Source organism: Stenotrophomonas sp. Ker107b, assembly GCF_053847245.1.
Genome location: NZ_JBSPHX010000001.1, coordinates 1,863,680 through 1,884,442 on the forward strand (window position 1 = coordinate 1,863,680; position 20,763 = coordinate 1,884,442).

The 20,763-nt window shown below is 68.0% G+C and carries 20 protein-coding genes; 15 read left to right on the forward strand and 5 right to left on the reverse strand.

Features of this window, described 5'->3' with window-relative positions; all coding sequences use genetic code 11:
- Positions 1–334 precede the first annotated feature (334 nt).
- From ACWV8V_RS08460 to ACWV8V_RS08470, 3 genes are read left to right on the forward strand one after another with little or no spacing between them, the layout of a single operon-like run.
- Positions 335–1,240: a segregation and condensation protein A gene (locus ACWV8V_RS08460; protein ID WP_123730752.1), complete on the forward strand. Its 906-nt coding sequence runs from the start codon at positions 335–337 to the stop codon at positions 1,238–1,240.
- 15 nt (positions 1,241–1,255) lie between these two features.
- A complete protein-coding gene (scpB, locus tag ACWV8V_RS08465) occupies positions 1,256–2,266 on the forward strand; it encodes an SMC-Scp complex subunit ScpB (protein WP_455899454.1) in 1,011 nt (336 codons plus the stop codon).
- On the forward strand, positions 2,259–4,070 hold the full coding sequence (locus tag ACWV8V_RS08470) for a pseudouridine synthase (RefSeq protein WP_455899455.1): 1,812 nt from the start codon (positions 2,259–2,261) through the stop codon (positions 4,068–4,070). Before scpB ends, ACWV8V_RS08470 begins: the two co-directional genes overlap by 8 nt.
- A gap of 160 nt (positions 4,071–4,230) precedes the next feature.
- On the opposite strand, the gene ACWV8V_RS08475 is transcribed toward ACWV8V_RS08470, so the two are convergent.
- The 3 genes from ACWV8V_RS08475 to ACWV8V_RS08485 form a co-directional block, all read right to left on the reverse strand.
- Complete coding sequence (locus ACWV8V_RS08475; protein ID WP_123730749.1) at positions 4,231–4,665, reverse strand: hypothetical protein; 435 nt, start codon at positions 4,663–4,665, stop codon at positions 4,231–4,233.
- Positions 4,666–4,765: 100 nt separating this feature from the next.
- Positions 4,766–5,590, reverse strand: a complete 825-nt coding sequence (locus ACWV8V_RS08480; protein WP_455899456.1) for an amidohydrolase — start codon at positions 5,588–5,590, stop codon at positions 4,766–4,768.
- Positions 5,590–6,738 (reverse strand): pyridoxal phosphate-dependent aminotransferase, encoded by a 1,149-nt coding sequence (locus ACWV8V_RS08485; RefSeq protein WP_455899457.1) that lies wholly within the window; start codon positions 6,736–6,738, stop codon positions 5,590–5,592. Before ACWV8V_RS08485 ends, ACWV8V_RS08480 begins: the two co-directional genes overlap by 1 nt.
- 101 nt (positions 6,739–6,839) lie before the next feature.
- On the opposite strand from ACWV8V_RS08485, the gene ccmA reads away from it, so the two are divergent.
- The 11 genes from ccmA to ACWV8V_RS08540 all read left to right on the forward strand — a co-directional run bounded on the left by ccmA (position 6,840) and on the right by ACWV8V_RS08540 (position 15,494).
- Positions 6,840–7,469 carry a heme ABC exporter ATP-binding protein CcmA gene (ccmA, locus tag ACWV8V_RS08490; RefSeq protein WP_123730747.1) on the forward strand — a complete coding sequence of 210 codons (630 nt, stop codon included), beginning with the start codon at positions 6,840–6,842 and terminating at the stop codon, positions 7,467–7,469.
- The gene (gene ccmB / locus ACWV8V_RS08495; protein WP_259261531.1) at positions 7,466–8,161 is read left to right on the forward strand and encodes a heme exporter protein CcmB; all 696 of its coding nucleotides are present in this window, start codon (positions 7,466–7,468) and stop codon (positions 8,159–8,161) included. The genes ccmA and ccmB overlap by 4 nt, the downstream gene beginning before the upstream one ends.
- Positions 8,162–8,284: 123 nt before the next feature.
- Positions 8,285–9,049 carry a heme ABC transporter permease CcmC gene (gene ccmC, locus ACWV8V_RS08500; RefSeq protein WP_259261530.1) on the forward strand — a complete coding sequence of 255 codons (765 nt, stop codon included), beginning with the start codon at positions 8,285–8,287 and terminating at the stop codon, positions 9,047–9,049.
- A complete protein-coding gene (locus ACWV8V_RS08505; protein ID WP_259261529.1) occupies positions 9,046–9,231 on the forward strand; it encodes a heme exporter protein CcmD in 186 nt (61 codons plus the stop codon). The genes ccmC and ACWV8V_RS08505 overlap by 4 nt, the downstream gene beginning before the upstream one ends.
- The gene (ccmE, locus tag ACWV8V_RS08510; RefSeq protein ID WP_123730743.1) at positions 9,228–9,689 is read left to right on the forward strand and encodes a cytochrome c maturation protein CcmE; all 462 of its coding nucleotides are present in this window, start codon (positions 9,228–9,230) and stop codon (positions 9,687–9,689) included. Before ACWV8V_RS08505 ends, ccmE begins: the two co-directional genes overlap by 4 nt.
- The gene (locus tag ACWV8V_RS08515; RefSeq protein ID WP_259261528.1) at positions 9,690–11,603 is read left to right on the forward strand and encodes a heme lyase CcmF/NrfE family subunit; all 1,914 of its coding nucleotides are present in this window, start codon (positions 9,690–9,692) and stop codon (positions 11,601–11,603) included.
- Between the two features lie 9 nt (positions 11,604–11,612).
- The gene (locus tag ACWV8V_RS08520) at positions 11,613–12,224 is read left to right on the forward strand and encodes a DsbE family thiol:disulfide interchange protein (protein ID WP_123730741.1); all 612 of its coding nucleotides are present in this window, start codon (positions 11,613–11,615) and stop codon (positions 12,222–12,224) included.
- Entirely contained in the window at positions 12,187–12,675 is a 489-nt protein-coding gene (locus ACWV8V_RS08525; RefSeq protein ID WP_455899458.1) for a cytochrome c-type biogenesis protein, read from the forward strand. The genes ACWV8V_RS08520 and ACWV8V_RS08525 overlap by 38 nt, the downstream gene beginning before the upstream one ends.
- Positions 12,669–13,685 carry a tetratricopeptide repeat protein gene (locus ACWV8V_RS08530; RefSeq protein ID WP_455899626.1) on the forward strand — a complete coding sequence of 339 codons (1,017 nt, stop codon included), beginning with the start codon at positions 12,669–12,671 and terminating at the stop codon, positions 13,683–13,685. Before ACWV8V_RS08525 ends, ACWV8V_RS08530 begins: the two co-directional genes overlap by 7 nt.
- A gap of 73 nt (positions 13,686–13,758) precedes the next feature.
- Positions 13,759–14,871 carry a homoserine O-acetyltransferase MetX gene (gene metX / locus ACWV8V_RS08535; protein ID WP_259261524.1) on the forward strand — a complete coding sequence of 371 codons (1,113 nt, stop codon included), beginning with the start codon at positions 13,759–13,761 and terminating at the stop codon, positions 14,869–14,871.
- An 8-nt stretch (positions 14,872–14,879) separates the two neighbouring features.
- Positions 14,880–15,494, forward strand: coding sequence for a DUF1294 domain-containing protein (locus ACWV8V_RS08540; protein WP_455899459.1), 615 nt, complete (start codon positions 14,880–14,882; stop codon positions 15,492–15,494).
- A gap of 52 nt (positions 15,495–15,546) precedes the next feature.
- Here the strand turns inward: ACWV8V_RS08540 and cydC are convergent, their stop codons facing one another.
- Entirely contained in the window at positions 15,547–17,220 is a 1,674-nt protein-coding gene (gene cydC, locus ACWV8V_RS08545) for a thiol reductant ABC exporter subunit CydC (protein WP_455899460.1), read from the reverse strand.
- Positions 17,217–18,947 (reverse strand): thiol reductant ABC exporter subunit CydD, encoded by a 1,731-nt coding sequence (cydD, locus tag ACWV8V_RS08550; RefSeq protein WP_455899461.1) that lies wholly within the window; start codon positions 18,945–18,947, stop codon positions 17,217–17,219. Before cydD ends, cydC begins: the two co-directional genes overlap by 4 nt.
- 226 nt (positions 18,948–19,173) lie before the next feature.
- Between cydD and ACWV8V_RS08555 the strand changes: the two genes are divergently transcribed.
- Entirely contained in the window at positions 19,174–20,763 is a 1,590-nt protein-coding gene (locus tag ACWV8V_RS08555) for a cytochrome ubiquinol oxidase subunit I (protein ID WP_455899462.1), read from the forward strand.

The window sequence follows — 20,763 nt, forward strand, 5'->3', positions numbered from 1 at the left end:
GGTCTTGTTGAATCAATCCCGGGCATTCTAGCGGGGCCGGCTGGACACTGGCGCGGCAAACCCGTAGTCTTATGTCCATTGCACGTGGCTGGACGCAGCGCCCCGTCGGCAACCGGCTCCACCGCCGACCGACGACCGATCCACTGCCCCACACCAGCACACGTAGACGACCTCCCCGTAGTTCTGTCGCTGCCCGTCGCGGCGCGCCTTGCTGTTTGAAGTGTGGAATCGCGCCGACCCAGGCGTGTCATGGCTTGCCATCCTGCCGCCCGGCACTGTTCCGGACGCTGGCGTGGTGCGGCGACCGGTCCGTTGCAATACTGACGTCTATTTGATGACTGCCGAACTCGCGCTCGACGCGAACCCGCCAACCCGAGTGCCCGCCCCACAGCAGCAGGAAATGCCGCTGGCCGTGGTGCATGGACAACCGGTCCTGCAGATTCCGCAGGACCTGTACATTCCGCCGGACGCACTGGAAGTCATCCTGGATGCCTTCGAGGGTCCACTGGACCTGCTGCTGTACCTGATCCGCCGGCAGAACCTGGACATCCTGGATATCCCGGTCGCCGAGATCACCCGCCAGTACGTCGAATACATCAACGTCATGCAGGAGCTGCGCTTCGAACTGGCGGCCGAGTACCTGGTGATGGCGGCGATCCTGGCCGAAGTGAAGTCGCGGATGCTGCTGCCGCGGCCGCCCAGCGTGGAGGGCGAGGAAGCCGATCCGCGCGCCGAGCTGGTCCGCCGGCTGCAGGAGTACGAACGTTTCAAGCAGGCCGCCGAGGACATCGACAGCCTGCCCCGCCAGGACCGCGATACCACCGTGGTCCATGCCTTCGTCCCCGACCGCGCGGCCGTCAAGCTGCCGCCGCCGGTGGATCTGAAGGAAATGCTGATGGCACTGCACGACGTGCTCAAGCGCGCCGAGCTGTTCACCGGCCACGCGATCAAACGCGAGGCGCTGAGCGTGCGCCAACGGATGGGCGACGTGCTGGGCCGTCTGGAAGATGGCAGGTTCTACCGGTTTGAAACGCTGTTCACCGCCGAAGAAGGCAAGCTGGGGGTGCTGGTCACCTTCCTGGCCCTGCTGGAACTGGCCAAGGAACAGCTGCTGGACATCGTCCAGGAAGCTCCGCTGGCGCCGATCTACGTCAAGTCCCTGGCCGCCGGCAACACCAACGAACCGCTGCAGTTCAACAGCGAGTTCGACGACGCCGACGCCGCCAACGAATCCGACTGAGCACCCGACCCACGCATGGATCAAGCACTGATCAACCGTATTGTCGAAGGCGCCCTGCTGGCGGCCAGTGAGCCGTTGACGCTGGCGCAGCTGCAGGGCCTGTTTCCGGAAGAGGAACCGGCACCGCCGGGCAGCATCGAACGCGCGCTGGAGCTGCTGCGCGAGGGCTGCCACGACCGTGGTGTCGAACTGGTCGAGGTGGCCTCCGGCTTCCGCTTCCAGGTCACCAGCGAAGTGCATGGCTACATCACCCGGCTGTGGACCGAACGCAAGACCCGCTACACCCGTGCCACGCTGGAAACCCTGGCCCTGATCGCCTACCGCCAGCCGATCACCCGCGGCGAGATCGAACAGGTCCGCGGCGTGGCGGTCAGCAGCAACATCATCCAGGCCCTGGAAGAGCGCGAATGGATCCGCGTGATCGGCCACCGCGACGTGCCCGGCAAGCCGGCGCTGTTCGGGACCACCAAGGGCTTCCTGGATTACTTCGGGCTCAAGCGCCTGGACGAATTGCCGCCGCTGTCCGAGCTGCGCGACCTGGGTGAGCTGGAACCGCAGCTGCCGCTGGACAGCGAAGGCCAGCCGGCCGGTCGCCTGGCCGCAGGCGCTGCGACACCGGATGCCGAGCTGGACAGTGACGCCGCCAATGACGACACGACCCTGGCGCCGGCCGAGCCCGTAGATCCGGCCGAGCCGGTGGACCCTGCCGCCGCCCGGCTGGCCGCCCGCGTTGCACTGGCCTCGGCCCGACTGGCGGAGCCGCCGGCAGAGACGGACAATAGCGAGGCCTCCGCGGATGCGGGCGCCTCCGACACCCCATCCCATGCGCCGTTGTCGCTTGCCGACGACGACGCGGATACGACCGCCAGCGATGGCGAACCCGATACCGCGCCGGGAGAGCGCGCGGCGCCCCAGAACGAAACCGGAAACAACGCCGTCGCGAAGACGACCGTGGCTGTTGACGAAGCCGATCCCGAACCAGAGGCCGACGCACCCGTTGCCGGCCGGAGCCAAGTAAATGAGTGACACCCCCCGCAAGCCGTCGTTGAACAAGCTTTCGCTCAAGCGCGAAACCGCCTCCGAACAGCCCAAGCTCGAAGAGCGCCTGCACAAAGTCCTGGCGCAGGCTGGCCTGGGTTCGCGCCGCGCGCTGGAACAGCGCATCGCCGATGGCCTGGTCAAGGTCAACGGCGAGGTCGCGCAGACCGGCCAGTCGATCAAGAGCGGCGACAAAGTCGAACTGGACGGCCGTGGCTTCGTCGCCACCGCGCTGACCGAAACCTCCCGCGTGCTGGCCTACAACAAGCCGGAAGGCGAAGTGACCACGCGTGAAGATCCCGAAGGTCGCCCGACCGTGTTCGAAGCGCTGCCTGCCCTCAAGGGCGCGCGCTGGATCGCGATCGGCCGCCTGGACATCAACACCACCGGCCTGCTGCTGGCGACCACCGATGGTGAGCTGGCCAACGCGATGATGCACCCCTCCTACGAGGTCGAACGCGAATACGTGGTGCGCGTGCGCGCCCCGGAAGGCGAAGAGAAGGTGCCGGACAACATCGTCGATCGCCTCGCCCGTGGCGTCGCGCTGGAAGACGGCCCGGCCAAGTTCGACGAGATCGAACGCATCGGCGGCACCGACTCGCACGACTGGTTCCGCGTGGTCGTCAAGGAAGGCCGCAACCGCGAAGTCCGCCGCCTGTGGGAATCGCAGGGCTGCCAGGTCAGCCGCCTGAAGCGTACGCGCTACGGCAAGGTCAGCCTGCCGCGCGAACTGCTGCGTGGCCAGTCGGTCGAACTGCCGGCCAAGCAGGTTGAAGCGCTGCGCGCTGAACTGAAGCTGGAAGAAGGCGCCCCGTCGGCGCTCACCCTGCAGCCGGTGATCGGCCAGCGCCGCGCCGCCAAGACCACCGTGCGCGTCTCGCGCGACGGCGGCCGGAGCAACGCTTACGTCAACGGCCACAACTCGGCCGATGAAGGCCGCGAGCTGCGTCGTTTCGACAACGTGCGCGAAGAGCGCGGTCGTGGCCGCGGCGGCAAGGGCGGCGGCTTCAAGGGTGGCCTGACGGTCAGCGGCGAAGCAGCGGCCAAGCAGTCGCAGCGCCCGTTCAAGGCACGCCCGGACAAGGGCAACCGGGCGCTTCCGGACGGCAACCCGGCGGCATTCCGCAGCTGGTACGTGCCGGACGGCGTCAGCACCGGCCCGAGCGGCCACCGCAATGCCGGCCCGGGCGCTGCCCGTGGTCCCGGCGCACGTGGTCCGGGTGCCGGCGCAGGCGCCGGTGGCCAGGGCCGTCCGTATGGCAAGCCGAAGGGTCCGGGTGGCGCAGGCGGCCCGGGGCGCGGCAGCTACGGCGGCGGTGCTGAAGGTCGTGGTGGTTACGCCGGCGGTGGTGAAAGCCGTGGCGGCTACGGCGGCCAGGGTCGTCCGGCCGGTCCGGGTGGCGGTGGCAACCGCGGTGCCCAAGGTGGCCAGGGTCCGTCCCGCCATCCGTACGGTCATCCGGGCAATGCCCCGAGCTTCCCGTCCGATCACGCCAATCCGGGCGCCAGCCCGTATGGCAGCGCGCGTCCGGCGGGTAACCGCGGTCCGGGTGGTCCGGGTGGTCCGGGTGGCAACCGTGGCCCGGGTGGTCCCGGCGCACGGGGTCCGGGTGGCGCCAACGCGCGCGGCCCCGGCGGTCCCGGTGGCAACCGCGGTCCGGGGGGTCCGGGCGGCAACCGTGGCCCGGGTGGCCCCGGCGGTCGTGGTCCCGGCGGTCCGGGCGGTCGCCCGGGTGGCAGCCGTGGTCCAGGCGGCGGTGGTCACCGTGGTGGCGGCCCGCGCGGCGGCTGATCACTGATACGCTGAGATCAAAAAACCCCGGCGTCGGCCGGGGTTTTTTGTTGAGTCGGCGCGGGCGGCGATCAACCCGGTCGTGTAGAGCCACCCCATGGGTGGCTGCGCTTCATGCCGGATAGGGCTTTCAGCCACGCATGGCGTGGCCCTCCCCCCCTCAACGGCGCTCGATGGTGAACCGCCCCACGCCCACGCCCAGATCCCAGCCCTTGCCGGTGCCAGCCAACGCGAGCGATACATCGCCCTTGGTCATGACCTGTGCGTTGCTGGATTTATCCGCACCGGCGTGCGCTTCGACAGCCGCGTACGAACCGATCAGATCGTTCACCGAATAGGCACCGGAGAACTTGCCCTTGCCGTCGACGATCTTCGACTTGCCCACGGTGAGGCCGCCGCCCTTGGCGGTGATCTTGACCGGGATGCGGGTGCCGTTGTCGCACTGGATGGTACCGGTGCCCGAGGCGGTCTTGTACAGCACCGACCAGCCGGCCAGGTTGTAGTGCAGCTCGCAATCAATGTTGCCGGCAGCCTGCGCGGCCGGGACGGCCGAGATGCCGGCCAGTGCGATCAATGCCAGGGAGAACTTTTTCATGCGGGTCCGCTCGTACTGAAGGGGTAACGAGCCGAATCTAGCAGCGCGCGCGTATGGCGCGGATGACGCGCATCGCGCGCATCCGGCATCCGTTCAGCCGTCAGCTGCGTTCCAGCAGGCTGAAGCTGTCCGCATCAAGCATCGCCGGGAAGCGCGCGCGGTGCGCGGACAGTGCCGCCGCGGAAATCGTGGTGGTCACCACCTGTTCGCGCTCGCGCACTTCCACCTGCGGCTGGCCGAGGAAATCGATCACGGCACTGTCGCCGGCGTAATGCAGTTCGTTGCCGTCCACACCGATCCGGTTGACCGCCGCCACATAGCAGAGGTTCTCGATCGCGCGCGCGCGCAGCAGCGTCTTCCAGGCATAGGCGCGGGCCGACGGCCAGTTGGCCACGAAAATCTGCAGATCGAAATCCAGCTGGTCGGCGCGCTCGACGTTGTAGCGGTTGCGGCAGAACACCGGAAAACGCAGGTCGTAGCAGACCTGCGGATTGATCCGCCAGCCCTTCCATTCCACGCACAGGCGCTCGCTGCCGGCGGCATAGCGTTCGTGCTCGCCGCCGTAACGGAACAGGTGGCGCTTGTCGTAGTACTGCAGCCCGCCCTCCGGTGTGGCCCACAGCAAGCGGTTGTAGACGCCCTCGCCTACCCGCAGCTGCACGCTGCCGGTGACTGCCGCGCCCAGCCGCACCGCCTGCTCGCGGATCCAGGCGACGGTGGGGCCGTCCATGCCCTCGGCCTTGTCGATGGCATCGTTGGAGAAGCCACTGGTGAAGGTCTCCGGCAGGATCACCAGATCGGTCTGCCCGGCCAGCGGCGCCAGCAGTGCACCGTAATGCGCGCGGTTGCCCGCCGGGTCGTGCCAGCGGGTGTCGCCCTGGATCAGGGAAACGCGCAGATCCTGCCGCTCGGTCACAGCACTCATCACAGGGCCCGCAGGCGTTCGATCGCCGCGTCCATCGTGGCGTCGTTCTTGGCAAAGCACAGGCGCACCAGGCGCTGGCCGGCCGGGGCGGTCTCATAGAACGGCGACAGCGGGATCGCCGCCACGCCCTTCTCGATGGTCAGCCATTTCACGAATTCGTGGTCCGGCAGATCGCTGACGGCCGAGTAATCCACCAGCTGGAAGTAGCCTCCCGGCACCGGCAGCGGTGTCAGCCGCGTGGTCAGCAGCTGCTCGCGGAAGCGGTCGCGCTTGGCCTGGTAGAACGCGCCCAGGTCCAGATGGTGCCCGGGCTCATCGCGGATCATCGCGGCGAAGCCGTACTGGGCCGGGCCGAAACTGGTGAAGGTGTTGTACTGATGCACCTTGCGGAACTCGGCGGTCATCGCCGGCGGCGCGATGGCATAACCGATCTTCCAGCCGGTGCAGTGGTAGGTCTTGCCGAAGCTGGAAATCACGAACGCGCGCTCGCGCAGTTCCGGATGGCGCAGCGAGGATTCGTGGCGGCGGCCGTCGTAGATGATGTGCTCGTACACCTCATCGGAAATCAGGTAGATGTCGGTGCCGCGCAACACATCGGCCAGCGCCTGCATGTCGTCGGCGCTGAGCATCGCCCCGGACGGATTGTGCGGCGTGTTGACCATCAGCAGGCGGGTGCGCGGTGTGATCGTGGCACGCACGCGGTCCCAGTCGACCGCGAAGGTCTGCGGGTCCAGCGGCACGTGCACGGCACGCGCGCCGGCCAGGTCGATCGCCGGCTCGTAGCAGTCGTAGGCCGGGTCGAGCACGATCACTTCCTCGCCGGGACGGACCACGGCGTGGATGGCGTTGAAGATCGCCTCGGTGGCACCGCTGGTGACGGTGATCTCGGTATCCGGATCCACCTGGGCGCCGTACAGATCCAGCGACTTCTGCGCGATGGCCTGGCGCAGCGGCGCCACGCCGGTCATCGGCGGGTACTGATTCAGACCGCCCTGCATCGCGGCGATGGTTTCATCGATCAGCCGCTGCGGTGCGGAGAAATCCGGGAACCCCTGGCCAAGGTTGACCGCGCCGTGTTCGGCGGCGAGCTGGGACATCACGGTGAAGATGGTGGTGCCCACCTTGGGCAGCTTGGTTTGCGGTTGCATCGGCAGCAGGGAAAGAACCGGGGAACTCCCAGTGTACGCAAATCATCCAGCCCGTTCCCCCGATACAATGGCGGCCCATTCCGGTGCAAAGATCCCGCCCCTTGAACGCCCCTCCGTTGCTGGCCGCGCATGGCCTTGGCTTCAGTCGCAACGACGAACCCGTCTTCGGCCCGCTGGATCTGCACGTGGATGCCGGCGAAGCCCTGCTGGTGCAGGGTGACAACGGTGCCGGCAAGACTACCCTGCTGCGGGTGCTGGCCGGGCTGCTGCGCGCCGACAGCGGCCAGGTGGAGATCGATGGCAAGCGTGCCGGGCACAAGGAACGCGCGAACTACGTGGCCTACCTGAGCCACCTGCCCGCGCTGAAACAGGACCTGGACACGCTGGAGAACCTGCATTTCCTGTGCGGCCTGCACGGCCGCCGCGCCCGCCAGATGCCCGGCAACGCGCTGGCCATCGTCGGCCTGGCCGGGTATGAGGACACCCTGGTGCGGCAACTGTCGGCCGGGCAGAAGCGCCGCCTGGCGCTGGCCCGCATCTGGCTCTCGCCCGCGCCGCTGTGGCTGCTCGACGAGCCTTACGCCAATCTGGATCTGGACGGCATCAACCTGGTGAACCGCATGATTTCCGCGCATCTGCGCAGCGGCGGCGCCGCTCTGGTCACCACCCATGGCGCCTATTCCGCCCCGCCGGTGCGCACGCGCCTGCTGACCCTGGGAGCGGCGGCATGATCGCGCCTGGGACGGAACCGGGCCTGTGGCAGACCGCACGGGCGCTGGTCGCCCGCGACATGCGCCTGCTCTGGCGCCGCCGCGGCGATGCGCTGCAGCCCGTGCTGTTCGCCCTGCTGGTGGTCGTGTTGTTCGCATTGGCACTGGGCCGCGATCCGGAGGCCATGGCGCGCGTGGCTGCGGCCGTGATGTGGCTGGCAGTGCTGCTGGCCGGTCAGCTGGCGATGGATTCGCTGTTCCGCAGCGACGCCGAGGACGGCTCGCTGGAGCAATGGCTGCTGGCCCCGGTGCCGCTGGCCTGGCTGGTGCTGGTGAGGGTGCTGGTGCACTGGCTCACCACCGCGCTGCCGCTGATCGTGATGTCGCCGCTGCTGGCGGAAATGCTGCATCTGCCGCATGACCAGCTGCCGATGTTGCTGGCATCGTTACTGCTGGGAACCCCCTTGCTGAGCCTGATCGGCGGGGTGGTCGCGGCGCTGACGGTCGGCATCCGGCGCTCTGGTATTCTCGTGGCGCTGCTGGCCCTGCCGCTGTATGTGCCGGTGCTGGTGTTCGGCGCGGGCAGTGTGGCGGCGGTCGCCCGCGGCCAGGACCCGATCGGTGCACTGCTGATGCTGGGCGCCGGCCTGGTGGTGGCGCTGGTGCTGGCCCCGCTGGCGACGGCCGCGGCGATCCGCATCTCGCTGAGTTGAGCGGTATGGCGTACTGTCGGTGGCATGCGCTGCGTTGTGAGCGCCACCTGCATCCGCGTCACCCGTTGCCGAGCCACTCCACGTCCGTTCCATCGTCGCCCTTCGTTGGATAGCCACTGCCGCATGCACCCGATCGTCCGCTGGTTCCACCAACTCGGTTCGCCGCCCACTTTCGACCGCTTTGCCGCGCGCTGGTCGCGGGTGTTCTACCTGGCCGCGGTGCCGGTGCTGCTGGTCGGCATCTGGCAGGCGCTGGCGGTGGTGCCGGCCGATTCCAAGCAGCTGGACAGCTTCCGCATTCTCTACATCCACGTGCCCAGCGCGTGGATGAGCCTGTTCGTGTTCGCGCTGATGGCGCTGTACGCGGCGATCGCGCTGATCTGGCGGATCAAGACCTGCGAAATCCTGGCGATGGCCTGCGCCCCGCTCGGCGCCGGCTTCACCCTGATCACCCTGCTCACCGGCAGCATCTGGGGCAAGCCGACCTGGGGCACCTGGTGGGACTGGGACCCGCGCATGACCACCGAGCTGATCCTGCTGCTCCTGTACCTGGGCGTGATCGGCCTGTATTACGCCATCGAGGACCGTCGCAGCGCCGCGCGCGCGGCCGGCCTGCTGGCCATCGTCGGGGTAAGCCTGCTGCCGGTGATCCGCTATTCCGTGGAATGGTGGGGCAGCCTGCACCAGGGCCAGACCATCCGCCTGTTCGGCGAATCCACGCTGGATGCCAGCATGGCGCTGCCGCTGTGGCTGATGGTGATCGGCACCAAGCTGTGGTTCGCCGGCTCGCTGCTGGCCAAGGCCCGTGCCGACAACCTGCTGCGCGAGGCCGGCAAGGCCTGGGTCACTGCCGGCCCCCGTGCACCGCTGGAGGACAACCGCCCATGACCCACCTGCCCTATGTGATTGCCGCCTATGCGGTGTTCGTGCTGGTGCTCGGCAGCGATGCCATCGGCTCCTGGCTGCGCCTGCGCTGGGCGCGGCGCCTGGCACAGCGCCGCCAACAGCGCCTTCAGGCCCGTGCGGCAGCCGGCAGCGCACCGCCGCTGGCACCGGAGCTGACCCGATGAACCCGGTCCGGCGTCGCCGCCTGCTCTGGGTGATGCTGCTGGTGCTAGCCTCCGGCCTGGCCACCGCGCTGGTCGCGATGGCCCTGCAACGCAATATCGCCTACCTCTATACCCCGTCCGAAGTGCTGCGCGGCGATGCCGGCGATCACGCCCGGTTCCGCCTGGGCGGCATGGTGGTCAAAGGCTCGCTGCAACGTGCGCCCGGCTCGCTGGATGCGCACTTCGTGGTCACCGATGGTGACGCGACTCTGCCGGTGATTACCTCGCGGATCCTGCCGGACCTGTTCGCCGAGGGCACCGCCGTGGTCGCCACCGGGCGACTGCAGGACGGCCGTTTCGTTGCCGAAGAAGTGCTGGCCAAGCACGACGAGACCTACATGCCCAAGGAAGTGGCGGACAAGATGGGCCAGGCACATACCAAACACGATGTGCCCGTGCCGGCGCCGGAGACGTACTGAGTGCTGCCGGAACTGGGGCAGATCCTGCTGGTCACCGCACTGCTGATGGCACTGCTGCAGACGGTGCTGCCGCTGTGGGGCGCCCATCGCGGCCGCGCCACGTGGATGGCGGTGGCGCGACCGGCCGCCTACGCGCAGCTGGCGCTGCTGCTTGGGGCGTTCGGCGTGCTGACAGCGGCGTTCGTCACCCAGGATTTCTCGGTGCGCTACGTGGCGGAGAACTCCAACTCGCTGCTGCCACTGGCCTACCGCTACTCGGCGGTGTGGGGCGCGCATGAAGGCTCCCTGCTGCTATGGGCACTGGTGCTGGCGCTGTGGTGCGGCGCCGTCGCGCTGTGGTCCAAACGCCTGCCGGCCGAGGTGTCCGCCCGCGTGCTGGGTGTGCTTGGCATCATCAGCATCGGCTTCCTCGCCTTCCTGATCTTCACCTCCAACCCGTTCGCGCGGCTGCTCCCCGCGCCGCTGGAAGGACGCGACCTCAATCCGCTGCTGCAGGATCCCGGGCTGATCATCCACCCGCCGATGCTGTACATCGGGTACGTGGGCTTCGCGGTGCCGTTCGCGTTCGCGATCGCGGCGCTGCTGGAAGGGCGCGTGGATGCGCGCTGGCTGCGCTGGACCCGGCCGTGGACCAATGTGGCCTGGGGCTTTCTGACCATCGGCATCGCGCTGGGCAGCTGGTGGGCGTATTACGAGCTGGGCTGGGGCGGCTGGTGGTTCTGGGATCCGGTCGAGAACGCCAGCTTCATGCCGTGGCTGGCCGGGGCCGCGTTGATCCATTCGCAGGCGGTTACCGAGAAACGCGGCAGCTTCGCCAGCTGGACGCTGCTGCTGGCCATCGCCGCCTTCGCGCTGTCACTGCTTGGCACGTTCCTGGTGCGATCGGGCGTGCTGACCAGTGTGCATTCGTTCGCGGCCGACCCTTCGCGCGGCACCTTCATCCTGATCTTCCTGGCGCTGGTGATCGGCGGCGCGCTGCTGCTGTACGCGCTGCGGGCCGGCGCGCTGACCAGCGAGGATCCGCGCCGCGGCTTCCTGCCGACCTCGCGCGAGACCCTGCTGCTGGCCAACAACCTGCTGCTCGCCGCCGCCTGCGGCATGGTCCTGCTGGGCACGCTGTATCCGCTGCTGGCCGACGCGCTGGGCCTGGGCAAGGTGTCGGTCGGACCGCCCTACTTCGGCACGCTGTTCGTGGTGTTGATGGCGCCGCTGGTGGCGCTGCTGCCGTTCGGGCCGCTGGTCAACTGGCAGCGCGACCAGGCCTCGCGGCGGTTGGCGATGCTGGCACCGTGGGCCGGGCTGGCGCTGCTGCTGGGCGTGATCGCGTATTTCATGGCGCCGCAGGGCGCGTTGAAGACCGCAGCCGGCGTGACCGGCGCGGCCTGGGTGGCGTTCGGAACCGCGCGGTTCGTCTGGACCCGCCTGCGCGGCAACGGCAGGTTCACCGCCGAGATGATCGGCATGCTGCTGGCCCATGGCGGCGTGGCCGTGTTTCTGGCCGGTGCGCTGCTGGTGGAAGCGTTGAACGTGCAGCGCGAAGTCGCGCTCGCCCCCGGGCAATCGCTGGTGGTGGGCAGCTATGAAGTGCGCTTCGAAGGCGTGGACCATCAACAAGGCCCCAACTACGTCGCCGATCGCGGCCACCTGCGCGTGCTTCAGCACGACCGCGAACTGGCCCTGCTGCATCCAGAAAAACGCCTGTACGCCAGTGGCGGGCAGGTGATGACCGAGGCTGGCATCCATGCCCGCCTCAACGGCGATGTTTACGTGGCACTCGGCGAATCGCTGGGCAACAATGCATGGGCCGTGCGTGTGCACATCAAACCGTTCGTCCGCTGGATCTGGCTGGGCGCGCTGCTGATGGCACTGGGTGGCTTCGTCACCGCCGCCGATCGTCGTTTCCGTCGTCCCTAGGAGTTTCCCGTGTCCGATCCCCGCCCTGCCTCCCGTCCGCTACCGCCCGTGGCCATCGTCATCGGGGTGCTGTTCTTCTTCGGGCTGCTGGGGCTGATGATCTACGGGGTGATGAAATCCGGCGCGCCGGACCGCGACGTCCTGCCTTCTGCACTGATCGGCAAGCCGGCACCGGCCTTCGAGCTGCCGGTGCTGCACGATCCGCACATCAAGGTCAGCAGCACGGAACTGCGCGGCGCTCCCTACGTCCTCAATGTGTGGGGCAGCTGGTGCGCGGCCTGTCGCGACGAACATCCGATCCTGACCAGATTCGCCGAAACCAAGCGCGTGCGCGTGATCGGCTACAACTGGAAGGACGAGCCGGCCGATGCCCTGCGCTGGCTGGAACAACTGGGCAATCCGTTCGTGCTGGTGCTGAGCGACATCGAGGGCCGCACCGCGATCGACTGGGGCGTCACCGCCGCACCGGAGACCTTCCTGGTCGACGCCAGTGGCGTGGTGCGCTGGAAGTACAGTGGTGCACTCAGCCAGCGCGTCATCGATACACAGCTGATTCCGGAACTGGAAAAGGTGGAGCGTGCCCATGCCAATGCCCAGCCGCAGCTGCCCGCCTCGCCGTAACCGGAGGATCCGCGGGCCCGGCGTGGCGCTGATCGCGCTGTCGCTGGCCCTGGCCTCGCCGGTGCTGGCGCAGGCCGTCTCCGACCCGACCCCGTTGCAATACCGCGATGCCGCCGAGGAAGCCCGCTTCCATGCGCTGGCCGCCGAGCTGCGCTGCGTGCAATGCCAGAACCAGTCGCTGGCCGATTCCAATGCGCAGATCGCGCACGACCTGCGCCGCGAGGTGCTGGTGCTGATGCAGCAGGGCAACAGCGACGCACAGATCAAGCAGTTCCTGGTCGACCGTTATGGCGAGTTCGTGCTGTACCGGCCACCGATGGAGGCACGCAATGCGCTGCTCTGGTTCGGGCCACCGGTGGCACTGCTGATCGGCGCAGGCGTGCTGGTCTGGGTGGTGCGTCGGCGCAGCCGCGGGATTGAACCGATGGACAAGAGCGAGGAGCGCTGGTGAGCCTTTGGATGGCCGTGAGTGCCGCCGTGGTCGCGGCGGCCGTTGCTGCACGCGTACTGTGGCCGCTGCGTGCGGGCGGCCAGCACCGTCCCTTCGTGATTGCGATGCTGGCCCTTGGCTTGGCCGGTGGCGCGCTGTACCTGCTGGTCGGCACGCCGGATGCCGCCGAGCGGACGGCAGCCAGTGACGAGCCTGCCACGCTGGAGGATGGCGTGCAGGCGCTGCAACAGGCGCTGGCCAAGGACCCACAGCGCGCCGATGGCTGGGCTCTGCTTGGCCGTTCGCAGCTGGCGCTGGGCAAGCTCGCCGAGGCCACGGCCGCGTTTGACCGCGCGGTGCAACTCGCCCCGGACGACCCCGGCGTGCTGGTCGAAGCAGCGCAGGCGCGCGCGCAGGCGGCACCGGGCAAACAATTCGATGACCAGGCCCTGCAATGGTTGCGTCACGCCAACACACTCGCGCCGGAGAGTGAGCGCGCCGGCTGGCTGATCGGCATTGCGCTGCGCCAGCGCGGGCAGGACGCCGAAGCGGCGGCCGCCTGGGAAGCGCTGCTGCCACGCCTGGAACCGGGCGCGGCGGGTGCGCTGCGCGAGCAGATCGCCATCGCCCGCGGCACTGCCGGGCTGCCGCCCATGACCGACACCTCCGCCCCTGCGGCGGCGGGCAACCACGCCCTCACCGTGCAGGTCCGGTTCGCGCCCGGAACCACGTTGGATCCCACGTTGGCCAACGCAACCGTGTTCGTGATCGCGCGCGCGCCCGATGGCCCGCCGATGCCGATCGCGGTGCAGAAACATCCGGCCAGCCAGGTGCCGGTGCGGGTCACGCTCGGCGATGGCGACAGCCCGATGCCCACCAGCACGCTCTCCCAGGTGCAGGAAGTCGAGGTCATTGCGCGGCTGTCGCGTTCGGGCCAGGCCAACCGCCAGCCGGACGATCTGGAAACCACGCCGGTACGGGTGCGTCTGCCGCATGCCGGGCCGGTGCCACTGGTGTTTGATCGCCCATGACCGATGCGCGGCCGCGACGCAGCGTGCCGCTCACCACTACGGCGCCATCGCGGCGCCCGGCTAAACTGCGCGCATGACTGAATTCATTCCCCCCGGCACCCGTTATCACGCCCTGCCCTCGCCGTTCGCGTTCAAGCGCGGCGGTGAACTGCGCGACGCGCACGTTGCCTACGAAACCTGGGGCACGCTCGCTGCCGATGCCGGCAATGCAGTGTTGATCGTCACCGGGCTCTCCCCCGATGCACATGCCGCGGCCAACGCCGACAACCCGGCCGCCGGCTGGTGGGAGGCGATGGTCGGCCCAGGCAAACCGATCGATACCGACCGCTGGTTCGTGATCTGCGTGAACTCGCTGGGCAGCTGCAAAGGCTCGACCGGGCCGGCCAGTATCGATCCGGCGACGGGCGAACTGTATGGCCTGCGCTTCCCCGAACTGTCCATCGAAGATGGCGCGCGTGCAGCGGTCGAGGTGGTGCGCGCCTTGGGCGTGACCGAGCTGGCCTGCGTGATCGGCAACTCGATGGGCGGAATGACCGCGCTGGCGCTGCTGATGCTGTACCCGGGCATCGCGCGCAGCCATATCAATATTTCCGGCAGTGCCCAGGCGCTGCCGTTCTCCATCGCGATCCGCTCGCTGCAGCGCGAGGCGATCCGGCTTGATCCGCAGTGGAATGGCGGTCGCTACACCGACCAGGCCTACCCGGAATCGGGTATGCGCATGGCCCGCAAGCTCGGCGTGATCACCTATCGCTCCGCGCTGGAATGGGATGGCCGCTTCGGCCGCGTACGGCTGGATTCGGACCAGGCCGATGACGATCCGTTCGGCCTGGAGTTCCAGGTCGAAAGCTATCTGGAAGGCCATGCCCGCCGTTTCGTGCGCTTCTTCGATCCCAACTGCTATCTGTACCTGAGCCGCTCGATGGACTGGTTCGACCTGGCCGAATATGCCGACGGCGACGTGATGGCCGGGCTGGCCCGCATCCAGGTGGGCAAGGCACTGGCGATCGGCGCCAACACCGACATCCTGTTCCCGGTACAGCAGCAACAGCAGATCGCCGATGGCCTGCGCGCCGGTGGCGCCGACGCACAGTTCATCGGGCTGGATTCACCGCAGGGGCACGATGCGTTCCTGGTGGATGTCGCACGGTTCGGGCCGGCGGTCGGCGGCTTCCTGTCCTCACTCTGAGTTTACCCATGCGCCTTCAAGGAAAGATCAGCGAGTGGAACGATGCGCGCGGCTTCGGCTTCGTGCAGCCCAATGGCGGCGGTGAGCGATGCTTCGTGCATATCCGCTCGTTCTCCGCACGGGATCGGCGGCCGGTACTGGGCGATGTAATCACCTATGACGTGCAGACCGATGCGCAGGGGCGCCGCAATGCGGGCGCAGTGCGGTTTGCACTGGACCGCGATGGGAGCCGCCGCGCTGCCCGCACTGCGGTGCGTGGTGCGGGGCCGGATAGATTCCCACGTACGGCCATCGCACTGGTGTTCCTCGCAGGCCTCATTGCCGTGGCGATGTGGCAGCACTGGCCCATGTGGGTACCGGGTGCCTACCTGGGCCTGAGCGTGGTGACGTTTGCCTGGTACTGGCATGACAAATCCGCCGCCCAGAATGATCGCCAGCGCACACCGGAAAGCACGCTGCAGGGCCTGGCCCTGCTGGGCGGCTGGCCGGGTGCGTTGATGGCGCAAGCCATGCTGCGCCACAAAAACCGCAAGGCCTCCTTCCAGCGAGTGTTCTGGGTGGCGGTAGCGATCAACATAGCGGCGCTGGGCTGGCTGATCCACAACGGCAGCATCCCAGGGTAGATCCACGCCATGCGTGGATGCTTTACACGCCGTGTGCGGATCGCCTTCGCCGCTATCCTTCCAACCGCCCGCCCCGCAAACGATAGCTCCGATGCACGATGCCCTCCGGCAGTTCGTCATGGGTGATCATCAACAGACTGCGATTACCCAGCGCCGCCACCATGTCCTGCAGCAATGCATGCGCGGTATCCACGTCCAGGCCTTCGGTGGGCTCATCCAGCAACAGGATCGGCGCGTCACGCAGCAGCGCGCGTGCCAGCGCCAGGCGCCGCGCCTGCCCGGCTGACATGGTCGCGCCGTTCTCGCCCACCCACGCCGCCAACCCACCGATCTGCTCGGCCCAGGCGTGCAGCCGGACCTCCGTCAGTACCTGCCACAAGCGCGCGTCGCTGGCCGCTACATCGCCGAGCCGCAGGTTGTCCGCCACGGTGCCAGCGAACACCGGCGCGTTCTGCGGCAGCCAGGCGATCTGACGGTGCCAGTCGGCCTGCGCGACACTGCGGATATCCGCATCGCCGTAACGCACGCTGCCGGCCTCCGGATCCCATAGCCGCAGCAGCAACGAGGACAGCGTGGTCTTGCCACTGCCGCTGTCACCGCGTATCGCGATTCGTTCGCCCGGTGCGAGTTCCAGTTGCACATGGTCCAGCAACACGCGCGCCTGGCCGGGCCAACGGAACACCACGTGATCGAATCGCAGCGTTGCAGGCACGGATGGCACGGCCAGCGGCGCGTCGGGCTCGACCACGCCCGGCGCCTGATCCACGATCGCCTCCAGCCGCACCGCGGCGACGCGACCGGACAACCACGATTGCCAGGCCAACCCGATCCCGGCCCACAGCTCCAGCAGTGCGACGGTCAGGAACACCAGTGCGGCCGCCAGCGCGGCATCCACGCTGCCACGCTCGAAGGCATGCAGGGCCAGCCACAGCATCGCCACCAAGCCACCCGCGCCGCACAATCCGTGCAGTGCGTTGCCACTGATCAAGCGCCAGCGGCGACGCTTGTCACGCGACTTCAGCTGTTTGGCTGCCACCAGCACGCGCTGGTTCCAATGCTCGCGCGCCTGCAGCGCGGCAAGATCGGCCGCGCCTTCCAGCCCTTCGAAGGATTGGGTACGCAGCTGCGCCCGGTGCAGCGCGCGGTCGCGCTCCTGGTCGGCCGCGCCACGCACGGTCAGCCACGGCACGCCCGCCCCGATCAGCAAGGCGAGCACCGCCAGCAGACCGGCCGCCGGCAGATAGATGATGCCGGCCGATACCACCGCGACCAGCGAGATGCCGCCCAGCGCCAGCAGCGGGCCGATCGCGCGCACCAGCAGGCCATCGACCTCGCCGATGTCCGACATCAGCCGCGCCAGCAGTTCACCGGTGCGTACACCGGCCAGGCGCGCCGGTGCCAGTGGCAGCGCGCGCCGGAAGAACCACACGCGCAGATCGCGTGCGATGCGCAGGGTGACATCGTGGCCGACCAGTTTTTCGAAGTAGCGCGACACGATGCGCGCCATGGTCAGCCCGCGGATGCCCGCCGAGGGCGAGAAGAAGTTGAAGCCGTTGCCGAGCCCGGCCGCACCGGCCAAGGCGGCGGCAGTGAGGAAACCACCGGACAACCCGAGCAGCGCGGTGCCGGCCAGCATCGTCGTCCACAGCAGCAGCACGGTCAGCAGCAGGCGGCCGCGATGCCGGGCGAACACACCCTTCAGCGAATCGATGTGTGCGGCCTTCATGGCGTTAGCTCCGAGGCCAGGCGCGCGCCGCCGGCGGTCAAGGTCAGGCGGGTGTCTGCCCAGCGCATCGCGGTCTCGCTGTGCGTGGCGATCACCACGCTGCGCCCACGTGCGAAGGCGGCCAGGGTACGCAGGAGATCGGCTTCGGTATCGGGATCTAGGAAGGCGGTCGGCTCGTCGAGCAGCAGCAGCTGTGGATCGCGCAGCAGCAGCCGGGCCAGGCCGATGCGACGCGCTTCGCCACCGGACAATCCGAAGCCGCGCTCACCGATCACCGTGTCCAGCCCCTGTGGCAGTGCGGCAGCGAAGCGCATCACCTGGGCGGCCTCCGCCACAGCGCGCAGGTGCGCATCGGTCGCGCCCGGTGCGGCCAGCCGCAGGTTGTCGGCGATCGTGCCGTGGAACAGATAGGGGCGCTGCCCGGCGTAGCCCACGTCCAACCCGGGGCGCAGCGCGATGCTGCCCTCGCGCGGGGGCAACCAGCCGGCCAGCGCTTCCAGCAACGTGCTCTTGCCACTGCCGCTGGGGCCGACCAGCGCCACGCGCTGCCCAGGCTCGATCTGGAACGAGAGCTGCTGCACCACATCGTGATGTGCACCCAGTGGTCGCAGGCTCACCCCGCGTACGACCACCGGGGGGGCGCGCTGTTCCAGCAGTTCCGGAGCGCGCGCGCTCGCAGGCGGTGCCTCCTCGGCCACGGGGGCCTCCGGCAAGTCGCCGAGCAGGCGTTCTACTTCGGCCGCCGCGGCCAGCGCGTTGGCGCGGTCGTGGTAATGCGCCGCCAAGCGCCGCAGCGGTGCATAGAACTCCGGTGCCAGCAGCAGGCAGAACATGCCCACGCCCAGCGTCGGCACCTGCGCATGCAACGACATCAGGCCGAGATAGCTCAGGCCCAGATACAGCGCGACCATCGCCACGCTGACCGACGCGAAGAACTCCAGCACCGTGGAGGAGAGGAAGGCGATCCGCAGCACTTTCAAGGTGCGCTCGCGCACGCCTTCTGCCGCTGTGGCCACACCGTCCAGTTCGGCCTCGCCTCGCCCGTACAGGCGCAGCAGGCCGAGCCCCTTGATGCGATCGGCGAAGTGGCCGCTCATCCGTGCCAGTTCGCCCAGCTGCGCACGGCCGGCGGCTTCAGCGCCCCAACCGACCAGCATCATGAAGAACGGCACCAGCGGCGCGGTGAACAAGAGAATCAGCGCGATCACCCAATCGGTCCAGGCCACGGCGATGGCGATCAGCAGCGGGACCACCACTACTTCGATGCGGACCGGCTGATAGCCGGCGTAATAATTCTCAATCGCATCGGCGTGGGCGAGCATCAGTTCGCCGAGTTCCCCGGTGCGTTGCTGGCGCAGCCACAGGGGCCCGCGCCCGAGCAGCCGCTGATAAACCCGTTCACGCAGCGCCAGCCGCGCCGCATCGGCGACATCACCGGCTGCTGCCTGGGTCGCACTGCCCAACAGGGTGCGGATGCCCAGCACCGCCAGCAACCCCAGCAGCACGGGCGTAGCGTCGGCCAGTGGGCGGTGATCGACCAGCACCGCCTGGATCAACCAGGCGATGGCGGCCGCCTGCCCGATCAGCAGGGCGCCGGACAGGCAGATGCAGATCGCCGCCAGCCGCTGCTTGCCGCGTGCGGCCGCGGCCAGCCCACCCAGCCAGTGCAGGCGACGGCGGCGCAGGGCGGTTGTCTCAACAATGGACGCGTCGGGGGGTATGCTCAAAACAAGTCACTGGCGGCCACAGGGAGGTTCCGTCGATTGTAGTAGGTGCTGGCCCCACCCCCGTGCGGCCAGCGGTCGCAGGGGTGGGATGCATACGATCCCTGCGCAGGTCTGTTTGTACATTGATCTGAATCAAGGCTGTTTGAAGTTGCTGGTCACAGAATTCACCCCGTAGACCCCCCTTCCCGCCACCTGAAACGGCAAAACCCAACGAGGTAGCCAGGCCATGATTGATCAGACAGTCGTAGAACTGTCGCGGCTGCAATTCGCTCTGACCGCGATGTACCACTTCCTTTTCGTTCCCCTCACGCTTGGCCTGTCCTTCATGGTGGCCATCATGGAGAGCGTCTACGTCATGACCCGCAAACAGGTCTGGCGGCAGATGACGCTGTTCTGGGGCACGCTGTTCGGCATCAACTTCGCCATCGGCGTCGCCACCGGCATCGTGATGGAATTCCAGTTCGGCATGAACTGGTCGTATTACAGCCATTACGTCGGCGACATCTTCGGCGCACCGCTGGCGATCGAAGGCCTGATGGCGTTCTTCCTGGAAGCGACCTTCATCGGTCTGTTCTTCTTCGGCTGGAAGCGCCTGACCCCGGTCAAGCACCTCACCGTGACCTGGCTGATGGCCCTGGGCACCAACCTCTCGGCGGTGTGGATCCTGATCGCCAACGGCTGGATGCAGAACCCGACCGGCGCGATCTTCAACCCGGAAACGATGCGCATGGAGGTGGTGGATTTCGCCGCCGTGCTGTTCAATCCGGTGGCCCAGGCCAAGTTCGTGCATACGGTCAGTGCCGGCTACGTGACCGGTGCGGTGTTCGTGATGTCGATCAGCGCTCTGTTCCTGCTGCGCAACAAGCACAAGGACATGGCACGCCGTTCCTTCGCGGTGGCGGCCGCCTTCGGCCTGCTGTCCTCGCTGTCGGTGGTGGTGCTGGGTGACGAAAGCGGCTATGCCGCCAGCGAACACCAGAAGATGAAGCTGGCCGCGATCGAAGCGATGTGGGAAACCGAGCGTGCGCCGGCCGACTTCACCGCCTTCGGCATTCCGAACCAGACCACCCAGCAGAACGATTACGCGATCAAGATCCCGTACCTGATGGGCCTGATCGCCACCCGTTCGCTGGACCAGCCGATCCCGGGCATCCTGGAGCTGGTGGGGCGCGCCGAAAACCGCATCCGCGGCGGCCAGCTGGCCTACGGTGCGCTGGAACGCGTGCGCAAGGACAAGAACGACATCGAAGCGCGCGAGATGTTCGACCGCCATTGGCAGGATCTGGGCCACGGCCTGCTGCTCAAGCGCTATCGCGAAGACATCCTCAACGCCACCCCGGAAGAAATCTCCAAGGCCGCGATGGACACCGTGCCGCGGGTCGCCCCGCTGTTCTGGACCTTCCGCATCATGGCCGGGCTGGGCTTCTACCTGATCGCCTTCTTCGCACTGGCCTTCTACTACTCGTGCCGCCACAACTTCCAGGACAAGCGCTGGTTCCTCAAGCTTGCCCTGTGGTCGCTGCCGGCGCCGTGGATCGCGATCGAATGCGGTTGGTTCGTGGCCGAGTACGGTCGCCAGCCGTGGGCGGTGGACGGCGTGCTGCCGACCTTCTACGCCGCCTCGGGCCTGGCCCTGCATGAAATCCTGACCACGCTGGCGGTATTCACCGCGCTGTACACGGTGCTGCTGGTCATCGAAGTGAAGCTGATGCTCAAGGCGATCCGCAAGGGCCCGGACGACATCCTGCCGTCGCTGCAGGCTGCAGCCACGTCCCTTTCCCCCAATGCCGCTGCGCCGACCCACGGTCGGGCGTAA